The sequence below is a fragment of the Vibrio sp. DNB22_10_4 genome, assembly GCF_052879755.1.
Map to the genome: position 1 here is coordinate 1,326,518 of NZ_JBNNXW010000001.1, position 20,137 is coordinate 1,346,654.

General features: G+C 46.3%; 16 protein-coding genes. 10 read left to right on the forward strand and 6 right to left on the reverse strand.

Translation table 11 applies throughout. From position 1 onward, the window contains the following. Positions 1-77 precede the first annotated feature (77 nt). The gene (gene idi, locus ACVA6Q_RS05735) at positions 78-614 is read left to right on the forward strand and encodes an isopentenyl-diphosphate Delta-isomerase (RefSeq protein ID WP_353499117.1); all 537 of its coding nucleotides are present in this window, start codon (positions 78-80) and stop codon (positions 612-614) included. Between the two features lie 380 nt (positions 615-994). After that, positions 995-2,212, forward strand: a complete 1,218-nt coding sequence (gene glgC, locus ACVA6Q_RS05740; protein WP_446646832.1) for a glucose-1-phosphate adenylyltransferase — start codon at positions 995-997, stop codon at positions 2,210-2,212. A gap of 102 nt (positions 2,213-2,314) precedes the next feature. On the opposite strand, the gene ACVA6Q_RS05745 is transcribed toward glgC, so the two are convergent. Further along, positions 2,315-4,717 (reverse strand): chitinase C-terminal domain-containing protein, encoded by a 2,403-nt coding sequence (locus ACVA6Q_RS05745; protein ID WP_446647190.1) that lies wholly within the window; start codon positions 4,715-4,717, stop codon positions 2,315-2,317. Between the two features lie 435 nt (positions 4,718-5,152). Here ACVA6Q_RS05745 and ACVA6Q_RS05750 point away from each other — a divergent pair, with 435 nt between their 5' ends. After that, positions 5,153-5,767 carry a hypothetical protein gene (locus ACVA6Q_RS05750; protein ID WP_446646833.1) on the forward strand — a complete coding sequence of 205 codons (615 nt, stop codon included), beginning with the start codon at positions 5,153-5,155 and terminating at the stop codon, positions 5,765-5,767. Between the two features lie 176 nt (positions 5,768-5,943). Further along, positions 5,944-7,086, forward strand: a complete 1,143-nt coding sequence (locus ACVA6Q_RS05755) for an iron-containing alcohol dehydrogenase (protein WP_446646834.1) — start codon at positions 5,944-5,946, stop codon at positions 7,084-7,086. Between the two features lie 69 nt (positions 7,087-7,155). Here ACVA6Q_RS05755 and ACVA6Q_RS05760 read toward each other — a convergent pair whose 3' ends face one another. The 5 genes from ACVA6Q_RS05760 to ACVA6Q_RS05780 all read right to left on the reverse strand — a co-directional run bounded on the left by ACVA6Q_RS05760 (position 7,156) and on the right by ACVA6Q_RS05780 (position 12,894). After that, positions 7,156-7,965 (reverse strand): ABC transporter ATP-binding protein, encoded by an 810-nt coding sequence (locus tag ACVA6Q_RS05760; RefSeq protein ID WP_446646835.1) that lies wholly within the window; start codon positions 7,963-7,965, stop codon positions 7,156-7,158. Positions 7,966-8,002: 37 nt separating this feature from the next. Next, positions 8,003-8,857, reverse strand: coding sequence for an ABC transporter ATP-binding protein (locus ACVA6Q_RS05765; protein WP_446646836.1), 855 nt, complete (start codon positions 8,855-8,857; stop codon positions 8,003-8,005). 26 nt (positions 8,858-8,883) lie between these two features. After that, positions 8,884-10,719 (reverse strand): extracellular solute-binding protein, encoded by a 1,836-nt coding sequence (locus ACVA6Q_RS05770; RefSeq protein WP_446646837.1) that lies wholly within the window; start codon positions 10,717-10,719, stop codon positions 8,884-8,886. Between the two features lie 99 nt (positions 10,720-10,818). Further along, on the reverse strand, positions 10,819-11,865 hold the full coding sequence (locus ACVA6Q_RS05775; RefSeq protein WP_446646838.1) for an ABC transporter permease: 1,047 nt from the start codon (positions 11,863-11,865) through the stop codon (positions 10,819-10,821). Positions 11,866-11,868: 3 nt separating this feature from the next. After that, a complete protein-coding gene (locus tag ACVA6Q_RS05780; protein ID WP_353499109.1) occupies positions 11,869-12,894 on the reverse strand; it encodes an ABC transporter permease subunit in 1,026 nt (341 codons plus the stop codon). Between the two features lie 768 nt (positions 12,895-13,662). Here ACVA6Q_RS05780 and ACVA6Q_RS05785 point away from each other — a divergent pair. The 6 genes from ACVA6Q_RS05785 (at position 13,663) to ACVA6Q_RS05810 (ending at position 20,133) form a co-directional block, all read left to right on the forward strand. Further along, on the forward strand, positions 13,663-16,317 hold the full coding sequence (locus ACVA6Q_RS05785; protein WP_446646839.1) for a TonB-dependent receptor: 2,655 nt from the start codon (positions 13,663-13,665) through the stop codon (positions 16,315-16,317). A 74-nt stretch (positions 16,318-16,391) separates the two neighbouring features. Further along, positions 16,392-17,159 carry a DUF3450 domain-containing protein gene (locus ACVA6Q_RS05790; RefSeq protein ID WP_429759699.1) on the forward strand — a complete coding sequence of 256 codons (768 nt, stop codon included), beginning with the start codon at positions 16,392-16,394 and terminating at the stop codon, positions 17,157-17,159. Further along, complete coding sequence (locus ACVA6Q_RS05795) at positions 17,159-18,526, forward strand: MotA/TolQ/ExbB proton channel family protein (RefSeq protein ID WP_446646840.1); 1,368 nt, start codon at positions 17,159-17,161, stop codon at positions 18,524-18,526. The genes ACVA6Q_RS05790 and ACVA6Q_RS05795 overlap by 1 nt, the downstream gene beginning before the upstream one ends. 9 nt (positions 18,527-18,535) lie before the next feature. Beyond that, positions 18,536-19,063, forward strand: coding sequence for a MotA/TolQ/ExbB proton channel family protein (locus tag ACVA6Q_RS05800; protein WP_429759695.1), 528 nt, complete (start codon positions 18,536-18,538; stop codon positions 19,061-19,063). A 26-nt stretch (positions 19,064-19,089) separates the two neighbouring features. Beyond that, on the forward strand, positions 19,090-19,497 hold the full coding sequence (locus tag ACVA6Q_RS05805) for an ExbD/TolR family protein (RefSeq protein ID WP_042497468.1): 408 nt from the start codon (positions 19,090-19,092) through the stop codon (positions 19,495-19,497). A 3-nt stretch (positions 19,498-19,500) separates the two neighbouring features. Then, the gene (locus tag ACVA6Q_RS05810; protein ID WP_446646841.1) at positions 19,501-20,133 is read left to right on the forward strand and encodes an energy transducer TonB; all 633 of its coding nucleotides are present in this window, start codon (positions 19,501-19,503) and stop codon (positions 20,131-20,133) included. Positions 20,134-20,137: the final 4 nt, after the last annotated feature.

A 20,137-nucleotide genomic window follows, 5' to 3' on the forward strand; every position in this document is an offset into this window, starting at 1 on the left:
CAACAGGAGTTGAGTGAGCTTTTTAAACTGGTACAGCGAACAGTGGATGTCGCGGTTGCCACACCATGAGAGTACCTATGCTTGAAGATCTCGTTGTTGTTGTCGATAAATTTGGAAACCCAATTGGAACCGAAGATAAGTTAGATGCGCACCGAATGGGCTTTCGCCACCTAGCCTTTTCAGTCATGCTCTATCGCTATCGTGATGGTGAACTTGAGTTCCTAATGCAAAAACGTGCGTCAAACAAGTATCACAGTGGTGGACTTTGGAGCAACACCTGCTGCTCTCACCCTAGACCCGACGAAGACATCATTCATGCCTCAAAACGTCGCCTAGAAGAAGAGCTCGGTATCCGAGATGCTTTAACATTTACCGATATCGGTACTATTAGCTATCTTGCCAAGTTCGACAATGGCCTTACAGAAAACGAGTTGGATCATATTGTGATTGCACAAAGCAGCGATGTCACATTAGATATCAACCCCCGCGAGGCAGAAACGTGTGAATGGCAAACGATCAGTGCGATTGAACAGGGAATAATCGCTCAGCCGCAAGCCTATACCGCCTGGTTTAAACTGGTCTTAAATAAAGTCACAGCGCATCTCAACGACTGATCATTGCACATCACTCATCTAGAGAATCGGCACTAACTCGCAAATTTTAGTGTCGATTCACCGCTTCAATTTACAATGTAAAACAAGAACACAATTGGCTTTCAAGACAAGCGCTGTACAGCTTTAATCTTGTTTAGTGACAAATAGCTGCTCACAACGCAATAACCCCAATATCTACCTTGTTTTGCACCAAGTTGAAACATCAATAAATCTCAAGCACAACAAACGTGCATCCTGTCATACTTCATCCCTAAATTGGTGCAATCACACCGTCAACAACTAAGCTCTTCATTGATATTCAACACGTTAGCCTCTGGCGTGTTTCTTGAAAGGTAAAAGACTAGACCTACTCTAATTGCACAATTTCAGGGAGAAATAAGATGCAAGACGTTCTTACCATCGTCCTCGCGGGCGGCATGGGCTCACGGTTAAGCCCCCTAACCGATGACAGAGCCAAGCCAGCAGTTCCTTTTGGCGGAAAATATCGGATCATCGACTTCACGCTAACCAACTGTTTGCACTCAGGCCTTCGTCAAATATTGGTTCTGACCCAGTACAAATCCCATTCTTTACATAAACATATCCGTGATGGCTGGTCCATCTTCAACCCAGAACTCAAAGAGTACATTACTGTGGTCCCCCCACAGATGAGAAAGGGAGGAGCTTGGTACGAAGGAACTGCGGACGCGATTTATCACAATATGTGGCTGCTGTCGCGAAGTGAAGCCAAGCATGTGGTGGTTTTGTCCGGCGACCATATCTATCGCATGGACTACGAAGCCATGGTCCAGGAACACAAACAAAGCGGTGCTAAACTCACTGTGGCCTGCATGGACGTCCCTCGAGAAGAAGCAACGGCCTTTGGTGTTATGGCCACCAACGAGCAAAAGCAAGTCACCGACTTTTACGAAAAACCGAGCGATCCTGCCTCAATGCCAGACGATCCACATCGTTCTTTGGTTTCTATGGGGATTTATGTGTTTGAAATGGAAGCGCTGCAACAAGCACTGGAGCAAGATGCGGAGCTCGACAGTTCAAGTCACGACTTTGGTAAGGACATCATACCTAAACTTATCGACTCGCAAGGAGTCTACGCATACAACTTTGGTGATGACAAGGGTCGTGTAGCGCGTGATTGTTACTGGCGTGATGTCGGCACCATTGATTCTTTTTATGAAGCAAATATGGATTTGCTAGAGCCCGTTCCTCCCATGAACTTATATCAAGAAAACTGGGGAATTCGCACCTACGAGCCTCAGCTTCCACCAGCGCGCACTGTACCTTCGGCGACGGGTAACGAAGGTATTTTTATTAACTCTATTATCGCCAATGGCGTGGTGAACTCCGGCGGCTCTGTGCACCATTCCATTTTGTCATCCAATGTACGTATTAATGATAGCGCAACCATTGCCGATAGCATCTTGTTTGGTGAAGTGACGGTGGGGGAAGGCTGTCAGTTGGTCAACTGTATCGTCGATAAGCACGTCAATATTCCTGATGGCACAGTGATCGGCGTGAACCCGAAAGAAGACGCTCGACGCTTTCATATTTCAGAGAAAGGCATTGTAGTGATCCCTGAAGGCTATGTTTTTGAATAGTTAAGCTATTGTTTCTCCTTGAATAATACCCAATTAGAAAATACAGAAAAGCCGCTCTCCCCCGAGCGGCTTTTGTTCATGGGTGTTCGCTACTCTCGTGTATTAGATAGCACACACTTTTTCCCAGCTTCCATCACTTCCCGGTACCGAATTCGTCCACCACTTCGCTTTATATACGACACCTTGATAGCTCATCTTATCACCACCGCTGGCGTGACTTGGCTTGCCTTCCCAATCAAGGTTAGGGAAATTCGGGTACTCGTTTACGCCTGTAAGACTACAAGTATCACTACCCCCACCGCCTGTACCACCACCGTTACCGCCACCTGCATTTAGATCTGCAAGCGGAAGATTAGGCTGCTCAAATGCGAACGCGTAATCTAAGCCATTTACATTCACGGTGTAATTAGCAGGCCCAGAAATTGGCAAGTAATACACCATATCCAGCTCGTAAGTGGCACCAGCCGCTAAGTTCTTCCAACTTGGTAAACTGAACGCTACTCGATGCATTGGTCCATCAAGACCACCAATATTGTTCGCTCTCGTGTGGCCCGAAGCAATCACCTTCAAACCACCACCCGATTGGTCTTTCGCATTATCTGGCGCAGAAACAGGAATATCAAACTGGAACTCAGTACCACCAGGAAGATCGCTGCCCGTGTTGTTGGTAAAGGTCACTTTCGGATTAATTGGATAGTTTTGGTCACCGACTTTGAAACCACTGATGGAAACCGTGATATCCACCGCTTTTTCAGGCACCCCTCCTGTAGCAACTTTGTTGCCATAAGGCGTAGCACTCAAGAACTTGTCGTACATGGCCTTGGTCATGCTGTTACCCATATGGTACTCACCATTACCCGTCGCACACGCACTCTCCGTTAAATCAACTGCACCACGGTTACCATTAGCATCAAGGACGTAGCAGTTATAGTCACCCGCTAACTCCCAAAACATAATGCCACCAATCTCCTTGTCGATGACGTACTGCGCTTTGGTATTGATAGAATCGACATCTTCAGTGGAAAGGAAGACATTTTTCTCTGCATTCCATAACCAAGGAGCCACTGCAACACTGTCGTAGTTACGCGTATAGGTACCAACAAACTTATCGGTAGGATCATTCACTGGATCTAGGCCATACGCCTCGGCGTAAGAGCCCCAAATACCCTTTTCAAGGTTTTTGGCATGCCACATTGGGTTAGAGCCTGCGCCCATCTCATTGCCATTGGCATCTTTGTCATGCCACATGTTATCGATACCCAGCGCACCATAGCCACAGTTGTTCTTCTCACCTTCACCCGTGCCCGCTGGACATTCTGATTGACTTGGTAACGGTGCCCTACCCCATAAGCCATTGGTACCACCGGTAACGTTCTGCCATCCACGAGTGTAATAAGGAACACCAATATTGATTCGACCTGCTGGCATCGAGCCGCGGAAGTAATGATACGCCCAATCCGTATTCAGATAACCAATCCCACCATAAGCGGCAGTGCCATAAACATTCCACATCGCAAGTTCAGAATCTTTGCCCGTATCATAGAGCGCTGCGTTGTGACCCACGTGGTCGTTCCAGGCACCGTGCAAATCGTAGGTCATGATATTAACGTAATCGAGGTACTGATTAACGGACATGGTTTCCATACCACGTAACAAGTAGCCCGACGAAGGTGCTGCGATCGTCAGCATGTAATGAACGCCATCTTGCGCACTCGCCGCATCAAGCTTCTCACGCAGCACCTTCATTAGGACTTCGTAAGACTTCCACAAATGCGGGCGCCTGGACTCGGCAAAGGCTTTATCATCTGGGTTACCCGCTCCTGACATTGAAGTTGGGTATTCGTAATCAATGTCTAAACCATCAAATTGATAGTTTCGCATCATTTCAACAGCAGAGCTGGCAAACGTCTCGATACCTTGGGTGTTTACAGATCCATCGGCGTTGGTCGTCATCGTATAAAAACCGCCATCGGCGATTCGTGTACCATCTGGACCAAAGTGACCACCGGTCTCAGCCCAGCCACCAATTGAAATAAGCGTTTTTACACCGTGTTTCTTTTTAGCTGTCGCCAGTGCACCAAAGTGTCCTTTAAAGCCAAGAGCGGGATCGATTTCTACCCCAGACCATTCTTTATTAACTGCTACGTTGGTCGGATCGTTAACGTCACCAACATTAACCTTGCCATCAGAGCCTATACTGACAAATGCATAGTTGATATGAGTGAGCTGCTCCCAAGGTATGTCATTAACAAGATAGGCAGCCTGCGGGTCATCACCAGAACGCCAACTGGTGAAATAGCCAATCACTCGTCTTGGGTGATCCGCTCCCATGATCTCGCGCCCTTCTGCATCGTAAATCGTGCAATAGGGAACTTGAACACCTGGGGTTTGGTAGAGACCATCAGGTCGACAGTCAGGCTGCGTTGTAGTTGCAGCTGAAATTGGTGAGTAGATCGTAGCAGCGCAAATAGCAGCCAGTAAACTCAGTTTACTGCCTGTATTCACCAGCTCCTTCTGAATAGAATTTTCCATTGGTTTATTTTCCATTAAGCAGTGTTTAACACTAGACATCCATACCCAACAAGCCCATTCACCTGAAGAATACATAGCTAGCGACCGATTGATAAATCACAAACACTTTAGTTACCAAGAAAATAAAGTGGGTGAAATTTGCGCTTATTGAGATTTTTAATAGGTTTTATTAAGAAATGCCTCGCAATAATTTGCTACTTAGATGTAAATGACTAGAACTTAATTTGCAGCAATAACCCAATTTTCGATGGTGAAGAATGTTACAGAACATTTCATCTACAGCGTTTCGCTCTAGACAAAAATACTGTTTTTTAGTCGGTCAAAAAGCAATTCAGATTTTGTCGATCTATTTTCAACAAAATCGTCCTATAATGCTTTTATTACAGTCGGTTACATAGGATGGAAACCATGAAGTTAAAATCGCTTTTAGCGAGTGCTATCGCAGCTAGTTTGCTAGTGGGGTGCGGTGCCAACACAACCCAAGGAGCCGCAGAAGGCGCAGCTGTAGGCGCAGTGTCTGCAGGAATGCTTGGCGCATTAACTGACCTCATTGTTGATGGTGAAGTCGATACATATCGTTTGAGCCGCAACGTAACAGCTGGCGCTCTGGCTGGGGGGACTGCAGGTGCTGTGGATGGGTATGCCAAAGACCAACAGGCAGAAGCCAAGCAAGCGTCGGAAAGTGCCCCACCTCCACCGGCAAAACCAACGCTTGAATTCGGTCCCGATGTAGAAAGCTCCGTAACAGCATTGATAGCTTGTCAGCATGATGATGCTTACCGTGCTGCACTAAGAGCTGAGGAAGCGTCACAGCAATCCTACAAAGAAGCAGGCGTCGCCATGCAAGCCTTGATTGATTACGACCGTGACAACACAGAAGGTGTTGATAGAGCGGTGAGCAAATACGTCAAACTCAGCTCTAGTATGAATGATGTAAACCAAGCAAAAGTCCAGTTGGAAGCATTACACAAAGAGCTTCAACAAGAGCGTCAAATCGCAGGTAGCGCGCCAAATTGTAGCTAATTTGACACCATCACACTCTTCGAAATAAACCAATCTGACTCAGGCTTCCCCTTGAAGCCTGATCTATTTGCCCCAAGTATAAGTAACAGCATTGAATTAACCGAGAATCAATTCTCCAGGTTATACATACAAAGCAATACATCCAAAGCTTCCTATACTAGGCAGAAGGCAAAGTCATGAAATTCAGCTATGTAAACCCTACTGTGATTCACTTTGGCCAAGGTCAGATTGAACAGATCACCAATAGCATCCCGAAAGATTCAAAAGTCCTCGTTATCTACGGCGGTGGCTCTATCAAAAAGAACGGCGTTTATGACCAAGTAACCGCGGCACTGAGCGATCATGAGTGGCTCGAGTTCTCAGGCGTTGAGGCTAATCCAACAAAAGAAACTCTTGATAAAGCCATCGACATAGTGAAAGCAGAAAACGTCACGTATTTGCTTGCTGTGGGTGGCGGTAGCGTCATAGATGGTACCAAATACGTGGCCGCCGCGTCTTTGCACGATGGCGATAGTTGGGATCTGATCACCGGTGTCTACAAGCCAGAAACTGCGATTCCACTAGGTGTCGTACTCACACTGCCAGCTACCGGCTCTGAGTCAAACATGGGCGCCGTTGTGACTAAGAAAGCGACCCAAGAAAAGCTCGGCTTCCTATCGCCTACCGTCAGACCTGCATTCGCTGTTCTAGATCCAGATGCTATGAAAACTCTGCCAGAGCGCCAACTGATCAATGGCTTAGTTGACGCTTGGGTGCACGTCTGCGAACAATACATCACTTCGCCAACAGGTCACATGGTTCAGGAAGGTTACGCTGAAGTGCTGCTTCGCAATCTGCTTGTGCTTGGAGATTCATTTGAGCAACGTGATGATGCATGGCGAGCGAATCTAATGTGGACAGCGAACCAAGCTCTAAACGGCCTAATTGGTACTGGTATGCCACAAGATTGGGCGACGCATATGATAGGCCACCAGCTTACTGCCCTTTGGCACGTGGATCACGCACGTTCGCTAGCCATTGTTCAGCCGTCACTACTTCGCAGCCAAATGGAGTTTAAGCAAGGAAAAATCGAGCAGATGGGTCGAAACGTATTCGGTCTCTCGTCGAGTGACGATTTAGCCGAACGCACCATCAATGCAATCGAGACTTTCTATGCCAAATTGAAGGTAGATACGCGCCTTTCAGAAGTTGAAGGCGACAAATCTGAGGCTGTAGAAGCGGTGATTAAGAAACTCGAAGACAACGGCTATCTCAAGCTTGGTGAAAATCAAGCCATCACCATAGATGTATCGCGTCAGATCTTAGAAAACGCGTTGTAAATAGCCTTTTTTATACATAAAGCTCGGTCATTATTGCCCGAGCTTTTTTGTGTAATTAATGAAGTTTATCTAGCTTCTTGATTTTCGATATTTTGGGTGAGTAATAGGTATAGCGGATAACAAAGTCTTCGTATAGTCATGCTTTGGTGTGCGATACACCTCATCACTAGTGCCATATTCCACGACCCTGCCCGCTTTCATCACCGCCACATTATCCGAAACGTGTCTCACCACCGACAGATCATGGGAAATGAAAATAATGGCCAAATTGAGTTCACGCTGTAAATCGAGCAGTAAGTTGAGAATTTGCGCCTGCACCGATACATCGAGAGCCGATACGGATTCATCGCAGATAAGCAGCTTAGGTTTAACCGCTATAGCTCGCGCTATTCCAATCCTTTGACGCTGCCCACCAGAAAACTCATGGGGATATCGATCAATGGCGTCTTCTGGCAGGCCTACTTTCTCAAGTAGTTCTCTTACCCATTTCTGCCTCTCGGTCGGATTTCCTAATTTATGGATGATAAACGGCTCTTCCAAAATCATCCCAACAGTGTGCCTTGGGTTCAGTGACTCCATTGGATCTTGAAACACAATTTGCATTTTTTTGCGAAGCGGACGCATAGCCTTTGGCGACAGCTTAGTAATGTCGTTGCCTTCAAAGAATATTTTGCCATCACCCGGCTCAAGGAGCTTTAAAATCGTTCTGCCCAATGTGCTTTTACCACATCCTGACTCCCCGACAAGTCCCAGCGTTTCTCCGCGCTTTATCGATAATGAAACGCCATCCACCGCTTTCATCACGTAGCCGCGACGGAAAATGCCACTGCCAGATCGAAAATACTGCTTCAAGTCCGTTATCTTCAGTAATTCACTCATCTAAATACCTTAAGAGTCTGTAACTCAAAGGATTACCTTAATGGAACATGTCTTCGGTAATCGGTTTAATATCAATTTTGTGTTTTGGCGGATTCTCTAAGCTCGGTATCAGACCCAGTAAACGCTCGGTGTATGGATGCTTAGGATGATCAAAGAGCTCAAAGACATCGGCTTGTTCGACAATTCGCCCCGCGAACATCACTGCTACGTCATCGCAGATCTCAGCTACGACGCCTAGATCATGTGTGATAAAAATCATCGACATACCAGTCTCTCGCTGTAGCTCCTGCATTAGTTCCAAAATAGACGCCTGCACAGTAACATCGAGCGCCGTGGTAGGTTCATCGCATATCAAGATGTCAGGCTTACAAGCGAGCGCCATTGCTATCATAACGCGTTGGCGCATTCCCCCAGACAGGTTGTGAGGATACTCATCAAGACGCTTTTCCGGAAGTGGTATCCGAACCTTAGTGAGCATCTCCAATGACGTAGCACGACGCTCGACTTTGTTCAGCTCCGGACGATGCAGCTCCAACACCTCATTGAGCTGTTTGCCAACGCTCTGCACTGGATTTAGCGCTGTCATAGGGTCTTGGAAGATAATCGATATTCGGTCACCCCGCATCGCGTACATTTGCTCAGGTATTAACTGAAGTAAATCAGTATCACGATATAGAATCTGTCCTGCTGTGACCTCTCCGTATGGTTTTGGCAAAAGTCCCATAATAGACATGGCAGTAACACTCTTTCCACTTCCAGATTCACCCACAATACCCAAAGTGCGCCCCGCTTTTACATCGAAACTCACGCCGTGCAGTACCTCACGATTACCTTCATCGTTATGAAAACGTACCGCGAGGTCTCTTACACTTAATATCACATCATCTTGCATAATTACCTCTCCCTGTTCGCTACTCTTCACAGTTTATAGGTATCGTCGATAATGGTGACAGGCTCAAAGCTTTCGCCTTTTTTCAGGGCTGACTTGGTCTGTGTTTTTACATCGCTATCAATCCAAAAGTTTGCCACATCCGTTACCGAGAACATGGTTTCAGTCAGCTTAGTCATTCCTTTTTCTGGCACCCGTAGCCAACGCCAATGCGCTTCACGAGTGTATGGCACCATATAACCAGGAACAATTAAGTACTCATCCGACACTTTTTGTTGGATCTGATGAGACAGTTGCTGCTTTTTCGCGACATCAAACTCAACCACATACTGGTCGATCAGATTGTCCATGTCTGGGTTTTGATAGAAGGTATGATTATTGGTTTGCGGCTTAGCATTGTCTGAATGTAAATACTCCCAATACGCCGGGATTTCGCCACCGCCCATATGTAAGAAAGCAAGCTGGTGTTTTTTCTCTAAAATGAACTTAAAGGCAGACGACCCATCAACCAGGTTGAGGTTAAACTCCAACCCCGCTTGTTTCGCTTGCTCTTTGAGATATGCAACCCTTGGAGTGTGTGGTGGGTAGCCGTAAGTAATATCGAAACTCAAGCGCTGACCTTTATCATTGACACGAATTCCATCCGCACCGACCTTGTTAAAGCCCGCGGCTTCAAAATAACGAATTGCCTTTTTAGGATCGAAGGCTGGCGCTTGATTATTAGGTCGGTCGTAGCCACCATGACCCGCCCCCATGCTGTGAGGCATACGAAGATAGTCACCACGAAGCACTTTTTTTAGCATGCCGTCATAATCAGAGGCGTAGACGATACCCGCTCTTACATCACGACTCTCTAACAGCGGCATTGAAGTGTTCATCCAAAGACCACCTGCACCTTGAGCGGTTTGATTGTAACCCCAAAATTTTTGGATATAGCCTTGTTGGTAGGGTTTGCTATCCGCTTTCTCATGCCAAAGGCTTGGAAGCACTAAACCAAACACATCAAGATCACCTTTCTCAAAGTGTTTTCGTGCGATATCGGAGTCACGAATTACCGTTAAACGCACTTTCTCAACATTGTAACGATTTTTATAATAGCGATTGCTGTAACCCCACCAGTCTTGACCGACGTGTTTAAAGGTCACGCTCTTGCCTTTTTTCACACTGGACATGTAATAAGCCCAAGTCGTTGGCTCTGCCTTGAAATTAAACTTACGCACGAAATTGTCTTCGATGCCATCACCATTTTCATCCTTCTTAGGATTGGCAAAGAAGTGCTCCGGTCTTGGCTGAAGCCCATTGCTTGGCAAGTTGATTTGTATCATCAACTCTTCTTGGCTCATTTTCGTCGCTGACTTGATGGCAATGGTGTAGTCATCAATTTTGCTGACGTCTTCAATTTTGTTAGTGAAAAAGTCGTTATACCACGGCGCTACAATGTCTTTTGAACGGTTGTAAGTAAGCATGAACAGGTAGTCGTCGGCATCCACCTTCTCACCGTCAGACCATTTTGCTTCGGGGTTGAGCTTGAAGTAGACAGTTTGGTTGTCATCACCATAGGCCCATGCTTCCGCTAATTGAGGTATCCAATTACCTGTATTTGGGTGTCTCGCCGCAAGTTTTGGAGTACCGTCCATAAAGTAGTGCCGTAAACCCGAGTTAGAATCGGGGCCCACACTTCTTAGCGTTTGCGGAAAACTCGACATATGAGTGCGCAAAGTCCCACCGAACTTTGCTTCATCAGAAGCAAATAGCGGCTCATTCATATTATCAATCCAGGTTAATCCGGACGGGAGTTCATTAGCGCTGCTGCCAAAAGAGAGTGCAGCCAATACTGCCGCAGTCAACAATGTATTCTTATGCATGAGATATCCTTATCCTTACTTCCAATCGCAAGACGCCCCAAACGCCTTTTTCAAAAGGTTAATACGGTCCTAGACTCGCCCGCATTCAAACCGTGTATTTTAAACATAGCGGGTAAACTTCTTGGGGTCGAAGGCCGCTCTCACTGCTTCTCCAATAAACGTCACCATTACCAACACCGCTACAATAGCCGTTACGACAGATGTCACTATCCACGGGGAGTCTAAATTCGACTTTCCTTGCTGCAGTAACTCTCCCCAACTCGGTGTTGGTGGCATGAGACCTAAACCCAAATAATCGAGTGCCGTCAGCGCCGTAATATTCGCAGCGATGGTAAATGGCGCCAAAGTAACAATCATTACCATGGTGTTAGGCAAGATATGATTGAATACGATACGCATATTAGAAGCGCCCAATGCTTTGGCAGCAGATACATATTCCCGTGCGACTTCTTTGTAAGTCATGGTGCGCATGTACCAAGTAATCCCCATCCATCCAAACATCACGTTTATTGCCACAAACAACGCGAAGCTCGGCTGCACAATCGACACTAAAATCATAATCACATACAAGAACGGTACCATTGACCAAATCTCGATAAAACGCTGAACAAACAGATCAAACTTGCCACCCAGAAAACCCATGGCACAGCCTACAGCAACCCCAATAGCGTATGACGCCGCCATAGTAAGCAGCGCAAACCCCATAGCCGTCCTAAAGCCATAAACTAGGCGAGCCAAAATATCTCGCCCTATCACATCCGTGCCTAAAAAGTGCCTAGACTCAACGCTCGGCGCATTAGGTGGGTATTCGCCAGAAAAATCTTGCTCGTAAGGGTTCCAAGGTACTAAAGGCATGATGACAAAATCCTCTCCCGCCTCCGCCTCCGCCTCAAAGGAGAGTTGTAACGCGCGATAATTAGCCTCGCCAGCACTGTCTTGACCGAATTCAATTCCTAATCGCACATCACTGACAACTGGAAAATAATAACTACCTTGATACTTCACCAGCAGTGCTTTGCTATTTATTAGGAACTCCGCAAATAAAGACAACACTAATATTGTGGACAGTATAATAAACGACCAGTAACCTCGCTTGATTCGCCTGAAGTTAATGAGCTTCTTCTTAGTAAGAGGACTAATAACCATGAACTAACTCCCAAACTTCACGCGCGGATCAACAAACGCGACGCATATATCGGATATAATATTTCCGAACAGTAATAATATGGCATTAATTGCGACTATTCCCATTACGACCGGATAGTCGCGTTCCATAATGGACTCATAACCAAGCAATCCAATGCCATCTATATTAAATATTACTTCTATCAAAAATGCGCCTGTCATAAAAAATAACAATGAGTTACCAAAGTGACTGGCAATAGGAATCAGGCTATTGCGAAGTGCATGCTTTCTTACTGCGTGTTTGAACGGTAAACCTTTGGCAATTGCCGTTCTTATATAGTCTGCTGATAGGTTCTCCATGAGATTGTTTTTCATAGTCATTGTCAGTGTCGCAAAGTCACCAATCAAGTAACAAATTAACGGCAGTATGGCATGCCACATAATATCTTTTACTTGCTCGGACAATAACTCATAGTCTTCAAAATCATCACTCGTAAAACCTCCCATGGGAGTCCATTCGAGGTGATAACTAAACAGTGTGATCAGCAACACGCCAACGACATAACCAGGAAGTGCGTAGCCAACGAAGATGGCAACGGAAGACACTGAATCGAAAATAGAGCCGTGTTTCAATGCTTTATAGTAACCAAGAGGGATAGAGATAAAATAGCTGATAAAGAAGGTCATCCCTCCATAGAACAGCGATACTGGTAAGCGCTCGGCAATCATATCCGATACAGGCTCATAATATCGGGTCGACTCACCAAGATCTAAGCTAGCTAAATTGCTCAGCCACTCAAAATAGGCCACATGAACAGGCTTATCGAGACCGTAAAATGCATTAAGCTCTTGGATTTGCTCCTCAGATAATGCTGAGTTTGTGCCCGACATGGACAGAGAACCGCCGCCATCTCCTTGAGAATGCATATTCGCTAACATTCTCTCTACTGGCCCTCCAGGGACAAACCTTGTTATCGCAAATATTAGAATTGTTACGCCAATAAATGTCGGCACTACGAGTGCCAGACGACGAAGGAAATAAGACAGCATTTATCAACTTCTCCATGTTTGCTGTTCACTAAATAGCGATACTAATTAGCCTTTAATTTTTGGCTAAAAATTAATTACTCGGCTTCCTTGCTCAGACAATTAATTTTATCACTCTTTATTTTCGACAACGTTTTTATCACAAACCACAAACACTGTCACTTTTAATTAATAACACTCATAATTTTAAAAAAAGAACAAAATTTCATAAATAAACCCTCTCCAATATATCAAACTGGAAGATAGAGCATTGACTCTACATAAAAATGTAAGAATCGATCCATTAATTGTGCATAAATATTCAGATTAGCAGTATGAACCAAGTATACTATTGAATCTCATATCGCTTATGCATTAAAGCTTTGTTGCCCCAATGGTTAAATTATAGACGATGAGTCTATGCGATGAATTATTGTGTAATTTTACAATTAGCCAATAAGTTCAAATTCATGTTAATTTATAGCATAAAATACCAATTGTTTAATGTAAGATCGAATAATGATCTGCTTTTACGGCAATTGCTAGATTCAATGGAAATTTTTATAAATCACACTAGTTTTTGCAGCTTAATTACAAGAAAACACCGTTTTAATGACAATTTAAAGAACATGATACTTTTTACAAACTAGCATTCGTTTTAACTGGCTGATTTGACATTACTTTTTTAACCCGTCATAAGTTGCGCTTGTTGTTAACACCGAATTAACGACTCAACCAAAAATGCAATACACAACAGACGTCAGTGGAAATCTGGCGAAACGGAGTACAAGGATGTTAAAAAAAAGCACATGTCTCTCGGTAGCAGTGAGTCTTGCGCTTGGTACCGCGAATTTATTCGCAGTGCCTATAGCGTTTGCTGAAGAAACGGGACAACAGGACGTAGAAAAGCTTCAAAAAATGAAAGTGACTGGGTCACGCATTTCTCGTGTAGAGATGGAAGGCGCTGAGCCAGTTCAAGTCCTTTCATCAGAATACATTGAAAATACAGGTCTAGTTGCAATAGGTGATGTCTTGAACCAATTACCTGGCGTGGGTGGTACGGTACAAAGCACATCTGTAAACAACGGCAGTAACGGCGCAGCAACGGTCAACTTACGTGGTTTAGGCGCTGAACGTACGCTCGTTCTTGTCAATGGCCGACGTATGGTTAATGGTGGCACGGGGGCAGACGCATCCGTTGACTTGAATATGATTCCTGCTGCAATGGTAGAACGTATTGAAGTACTGAAAAATGGTGCGTCTTCTGTCTACGGTTCTGATGCAATCGGTGGTGTAGTTAACATCATCACTAAACAGAATTTTGAAGGGTTCGAGCTTAATGCTAAGCGCGGCACCACATCAAACAGCGATGGCCAGGTGACCGACATCAGCATGCTCGCAGGTGCATCAAACGATCGCGGTAATATTACCTTCTCTGCAGGCATGACCAAAGAAGATGAAATCATGGCCGGTGATCGTGGTTTTGCCAATACCGACCAACAACATGATGGCTATGGCGGCCAGTTCCAAAGTGGTAGCTCGGCTCCTCCATGGGGTTACTACGATGGTAAGACATTTGGACCAGAGGGCAGCGATACTCTACGTGACTTCAATGCGCCTGGTGATCTCTACAACTATGCGCCGGACAACTACTTAAAACGCCCAGCGCAGCGTCGCTATCTTGCTGCTCAAGGTAACTACTTACTTGGTGAAACCAGTATTCTTGGTCCAGTAACGGCGACATTCGAAGCTCTCTACTCGAACTCTGAGTCTAACTATCTACTTGCAGCTGAACCTATCTTCGGTAAGTTCAATGGCTATGACCCTATCTCAAAAGACAATGAATTCAACAACACAGGTTCTGATATCGTTGATTGGCGCCGACGCATGGTTGAGACTGGTGGTCGTAACCGCTTTTTCGAGTCAGATACGGGCCGTGTTGTATTAGGGCTAGATGGTGAGTTCCAAAATGGTTGGACGTGGGATGCCAACTACAACTGGGGTAAAACCAAAACCAAGCAAATTGAAGATGGCGTATTTATGAAAGATCGCGTGAGTAACGCGGTAGGTCCATCTGCAAATGGTCAATGTCTTGATGCGGGTGGTAACGTGATTGCTGGCTGTGTGCCCATGGACATTCTTGGAAACGTAAGCCAAGAAGCACTGGATTACGCGACATTCACTCGCCAAGATACCGGCTTTAACCAACAGCAAATCATCAACTTCAACGTAACGGGCGACATCTACGAAACCGAGATGGGCACCATTGCTTTTGCTGCCGGTTACCAAAACCGTGATGAGCAAGGTGCGAACCAACCAGATGCATTAGTTGTTCTCGGTAACGCTTCGGGGAATGCAGAATCAGAAACCTCGGGTGGCTACACAGTTGACTCATTCTACGGCGAATTACTGGTTCCAGTTCTGTCCGAAGTGACGATGGCAGAATATTTAGAAGCAAAGATCACCGCTCGTCATGATAAATACTCCACATTTGGTGGCGCGACCACTATGGGTTACAGCTTCTTGTACCAACCGATTGGCGATTTGATGCTTCGCGGTACCTACAATGAAGTATTCCGTGCCCCATCAATTGCTGATCTGTACGGCGGGGCGCAAGAAAGTGCGGATGTTCTATCGGATCCTACGGGTCAAGATACCAGTGGCCGCACGCAGTTCCCTGTATTCTACGGCTCAAACCAAGAACTTCAGCCTGAAGAAGGCCACACAGCGTCACTTGGTTTTGTTTTGTCACCATCATTCGCAGAGGGTTTCTCTGCAACGGTTGACTACTGGCAGGTAGAGCTTGAGAACCTAATTGACAACGTTGACCCTCAGTTGATGTTGGATCAATGTGCCAAAACTGGTGAGTACTGTGACAAGATCACCCGTGACGGAAACGGCGACATTGTTTCTATCGATGCTCGTACCACAAACCTAGGTAAGCTTGAGAAAAACGGTATCGACTTCAACTTGCGCTATGTGCATGACTTTGACGTCGTCGTCTTCAAAGCTAACTGGGACAACACCTACAACTTCAAGCACGAAGTCACACAAGCGGATGGCTCTGTTGTCGATTACGCTGGTAAATTCATCAGCGACCAAATCGGCCTATACAGTAAGTACCGCTCAACGCTTAACTTGGGCGTAACTCGCGATGCATGGCGTGTGAACTGGAATACTCGCATGATCGCAGGTGTTGACTACGAACTGTCAGGGGCTGCTGACGCCCCACAAGACACATACAACTTTAGCGTACCTACCATGTTCTACCATGACTTGAGCGCTGGCTACGCGTTTGATAACGGCTTCACTCTGTCCGGCGGTGTCAACAACCTGTTTGACGAAACACCACCGCTTATCCTAGACACCATCTCGGGTAACACAGACTCCACAACCTATGACGTTATTGGCCGTTACTTCTACGCCAATGTAAACATGAAATTCTAATTAATCCCTTCCTCCTGTTTCCGGCACGTTCGCGTGCCGGCTTTTTTCGACTGACATAACACAAGGATGCACACATGAAGATTAAGGATATCGCGCTGAGTAGTCTCACCATAGCCATGCTCGCTATTGGTGGAACCAGCTACGCTGCGGATAGTGGCCAAGTCGTCGCTACACAAGCAAAAGCGAACAAAAACGCGCAAACATCGCAGGCAAAAATCGACAAATACGCGGAGAATACCGACTCGATGCTAGCAGAATACAAGGGTTTGTTGCGTCAAATCGACAGCATGAAAGCGTATAACCAGCAAATCGAAAAGATGGTGAACTCACAACAAGTCGAGATTGACTCACTCAATAGTCAGATCTCCCAGATTGACCAAACCGCAATGGAAGTCGTCCCGCTTACGCTGAATATGGTGCAAGCACTCGAAGACTTCATAGAGCTCGACCTCCCCTTCCAAATCGAAGAGCGTGGCAAACGTGTTGCCGAGCTTAAACGCCTAATGGATCGTGCTGATGTTACGACATCAGAGAAATACCGTAAGGTAATGGAAGCCTACCAAATTGAAGAAGGCTTCTCGCGCTCAATCGAATCTTACAAAGCCAGCCTCGAGCGCGATGGCGAAGTCGTCACTTATGACTTCTTACGCATCGGTCGCACAGCGCTTCTTTATCAATCTCCAGACGGTCTAGAAACAGGTATGTGGAATCAGCAAACTCGCGAATGGGAGGCACTCCCAGAGCAATATCGCGGCGCAGTTCAACAAGGTCTACGCGTTGCTAAGAAGCAAGCGCCACCAGCACTGATCAAGCTACCAATCTACACCGGGGAGAAACAATAATGACTGCATTTAAATCTATGGCCTCACTTGTGCTCTCTGGCCTATTGCTTTTGCCGAGCGTCGCGAGCGCAGAAACCAAACCGATTTCCATGAACGAGCTTCTAAAAACGGTTAAATCGCAAAGCTCGCTAGAATCTAAAGAGAACAAAGAGCGTGAAGCAGAGTTCTTAGCCGATCGAAATAACCAGCAGGCGCTACTTGAAAAAGCCCGAGCTCAACTCGCGCAAGAAACGACTCGCGGCGACACACTTAAAGCGACATTTGATAACAACGATGTCCTCCTCACTGAGCTCACTGAAACTCTTCGCCAACGTTCAGGCACTCTCGGTGAAATGTTTGGTGTCCTTAGACAGTACGCGGGTGAGTTTAAAGGGCTATTTAACGCCTCTCAAAACGCGGTTAAGTTCCCAGAGCGTGGTGCACTCTTGACAAAGCTCGCAGAGAGTAAAGAGCTCCCATCGACAGCCGAGCTTGAAGGTTTCTGGTACACCATTCTTCAGCAAATTGTGGCCTCTGGTGAAACATCAAAGGCTAACGCCACCGTGGTTTATGGTGAAGGTAACGAAGCACAAACTGACGTCACTTTAGTGGGTGAGTTCAATGCTATCGCTGACGGTAAGTACGTCACGTACGTTCCACAAACGGGCAAGTTTGAAGAGCTGTCTCGTCAGCCATCTACCAACATCACTACCCTTGTATCACCGTTTGAAAGCACTGAAGACAGTTATCAACCGCTGTTTGTTGACCCATCACGTGGTGTGATCCTTTCACTATTAGTGCAAAGCCCTACAGTTAAAGAGCGCGTCGACCAAGGTGGCATCGTCGGTTATATCATTTTGGGTATGGGTCTTATTGGAGCCTTAATTGCGATCGCTTGTTACCTACGCCTTATAGTTATCGGTGGAAAAATGCGCAAACAAGCCAAATCTGACCAAGTACTCAAGAGTAACCCTCTTGGCGAAGTTATCGAAGCCTACCAATCTCATAAAGGCAGCAACCTTGAAGATCTGGAAGCGAAACTGGATGAGATCATTATGCGCAATGCGCCGCGAATCGAACGTTTTGTTGGCTCTATTAAGCTATTTGCTTCCGTTGCTCCCCTACTCGGCCTGCTTGGTACAGTAATGGGTATGATCGGTACGTTCCAAGCCATCACGTTATTCGGTACTGGAGATCCTAAGCTCATGGCAGGCGGTATTTCAGAAGCTCTCGTGACCACCATGCTTGGCCTAGTTGTCGCTATTCCACTGCTGTTTTTCTACACCCTTGTCCATAGCAAAGCACGTCGACTGATTCAGACTCTGGAAGAGCAAAGCGCTGGGTTTATTGCTCGCTACCAAGAAAAACTGCACTCATCAGAGGCATAAGGAGCGGCTATGTGGTGGTTAGTCGAAGAATTTGAGTCGATAAGACGCTTTTTAGGAATGGGGGGCGATGTCCTATTCGCCATCTTTATTCTCAGCTTTTTGCTTTGGAGCGTGCTACTTGAACGCTGGTTCTATTTCTTAGCCGTTGCTCCGCGCATGACCAAGAAAACACTCGCAGAGTGGACTGCACGCTCTGAGCACCAAAGCTGGAATGCAAAAATGATCCGCCAAGAGCTTGTTTCTCTTCAGGATATTGAGAACAAAAAAGGGCTACCGGTCGTTAAAGTGCTTATCGCACTGTGTCCGCTGCTGGGTCTACTGGGTACGGTTGTCGGCATGATTCACGTGTTTGACATCCTTGCAGTGGTAGGCACAGGAAGCCCACGAGCCATGGCATCAGGTATTTCGAAGGCAACCATACCAACCCTTGCGGGAATGGTCGCCTCTCTGTCTGGTTTGTTCTTTAGTACACGATTGGATCATCTTGCCAAAGTGACCACGCAAAAGCTGGAAGATCAGCTGAAACACGTCGCTTAGTAAACGGAATTATAAGGATATAGGTCATGAAAAGACGCTATAGCAGCGAAAGCAATGAAGAAGCAGCGATCGATATGACGCCAATGCTGGACATTGTCTTCATCATGTTGATTTTCTTCATTGTTACCACTTCTTTCGTAAAAGAAGCCGGTATCGAAGTGAGTAGACCAAGCGCTAACACGGCGCAGGTGGTGAAAAACGGCAACATTATGGTCGCCATTGGCGCGGCAGGCGATGTGTGGGTAGATAAGCGCCGTATCGAAGTCGATGCCGTACGTGCCAACATCGAACGACTCAAAGCCGAAAGCCCGGAAGGTGCCGTGGTGATCCAAGCAGACCAGGAAGCCAGTGCCGGTGTCGTGGTGAAAGTGATGGATCAAATAAAAATGGCTGGGGTAGAAAACATCTCCATCGCCGCTACAGATAAGGGGTAACCTATGCGTTATCTGGCCTCTGTAGCACTGGCGCTCATTGTCGCCCTCGGACTCTTCTGGGGGATGGACAAGCTGGTAAACAAAGAGCGCCACGAGTTAGCGTCGAGTGACGATCTTCGTATGGTCGATTTCATTCGCGTTAAACCGCAAGAAAATGTACAGGAGAAAAAACGAGAGCTACCAAAACCACCACCACCGAAACGTCCACCACCGCCACCAGAAATGAAAGTGGCGTCGACGGTCAAGCCGGTGATGGAGCAGATCGCTATGGATATGCCTAACCTTAATCTGCCTGTGAATGTCACAGGGGGTTCTGTGTTGGGTCACTACACCCAAGGCGGTGGAGCTCAAGTGCTTGGCAATAACGGTCCTGTACCACTGGCTACTTTCCAGCCGCAAATGCCACGTAAAGCAGCGCGATCTGGAATTGAGAGAGGTTTGGTGTTGGTGGAGTTTACTGTGAACGAGCGCGGTACTGTTGAAGATGTCAAAGTCCTCAAAGAGAACCCACGCAAACTTGGCCTTGGCCGAGCGGCTAAGAAGACCATCGCTAAATGGACATTCAAGCCTAAGCAAGTCGATGGTCAGGCGGTCAGTACTCGTATGTCACAAGAAATTGAGTTTTCTACCAACTAAGGAG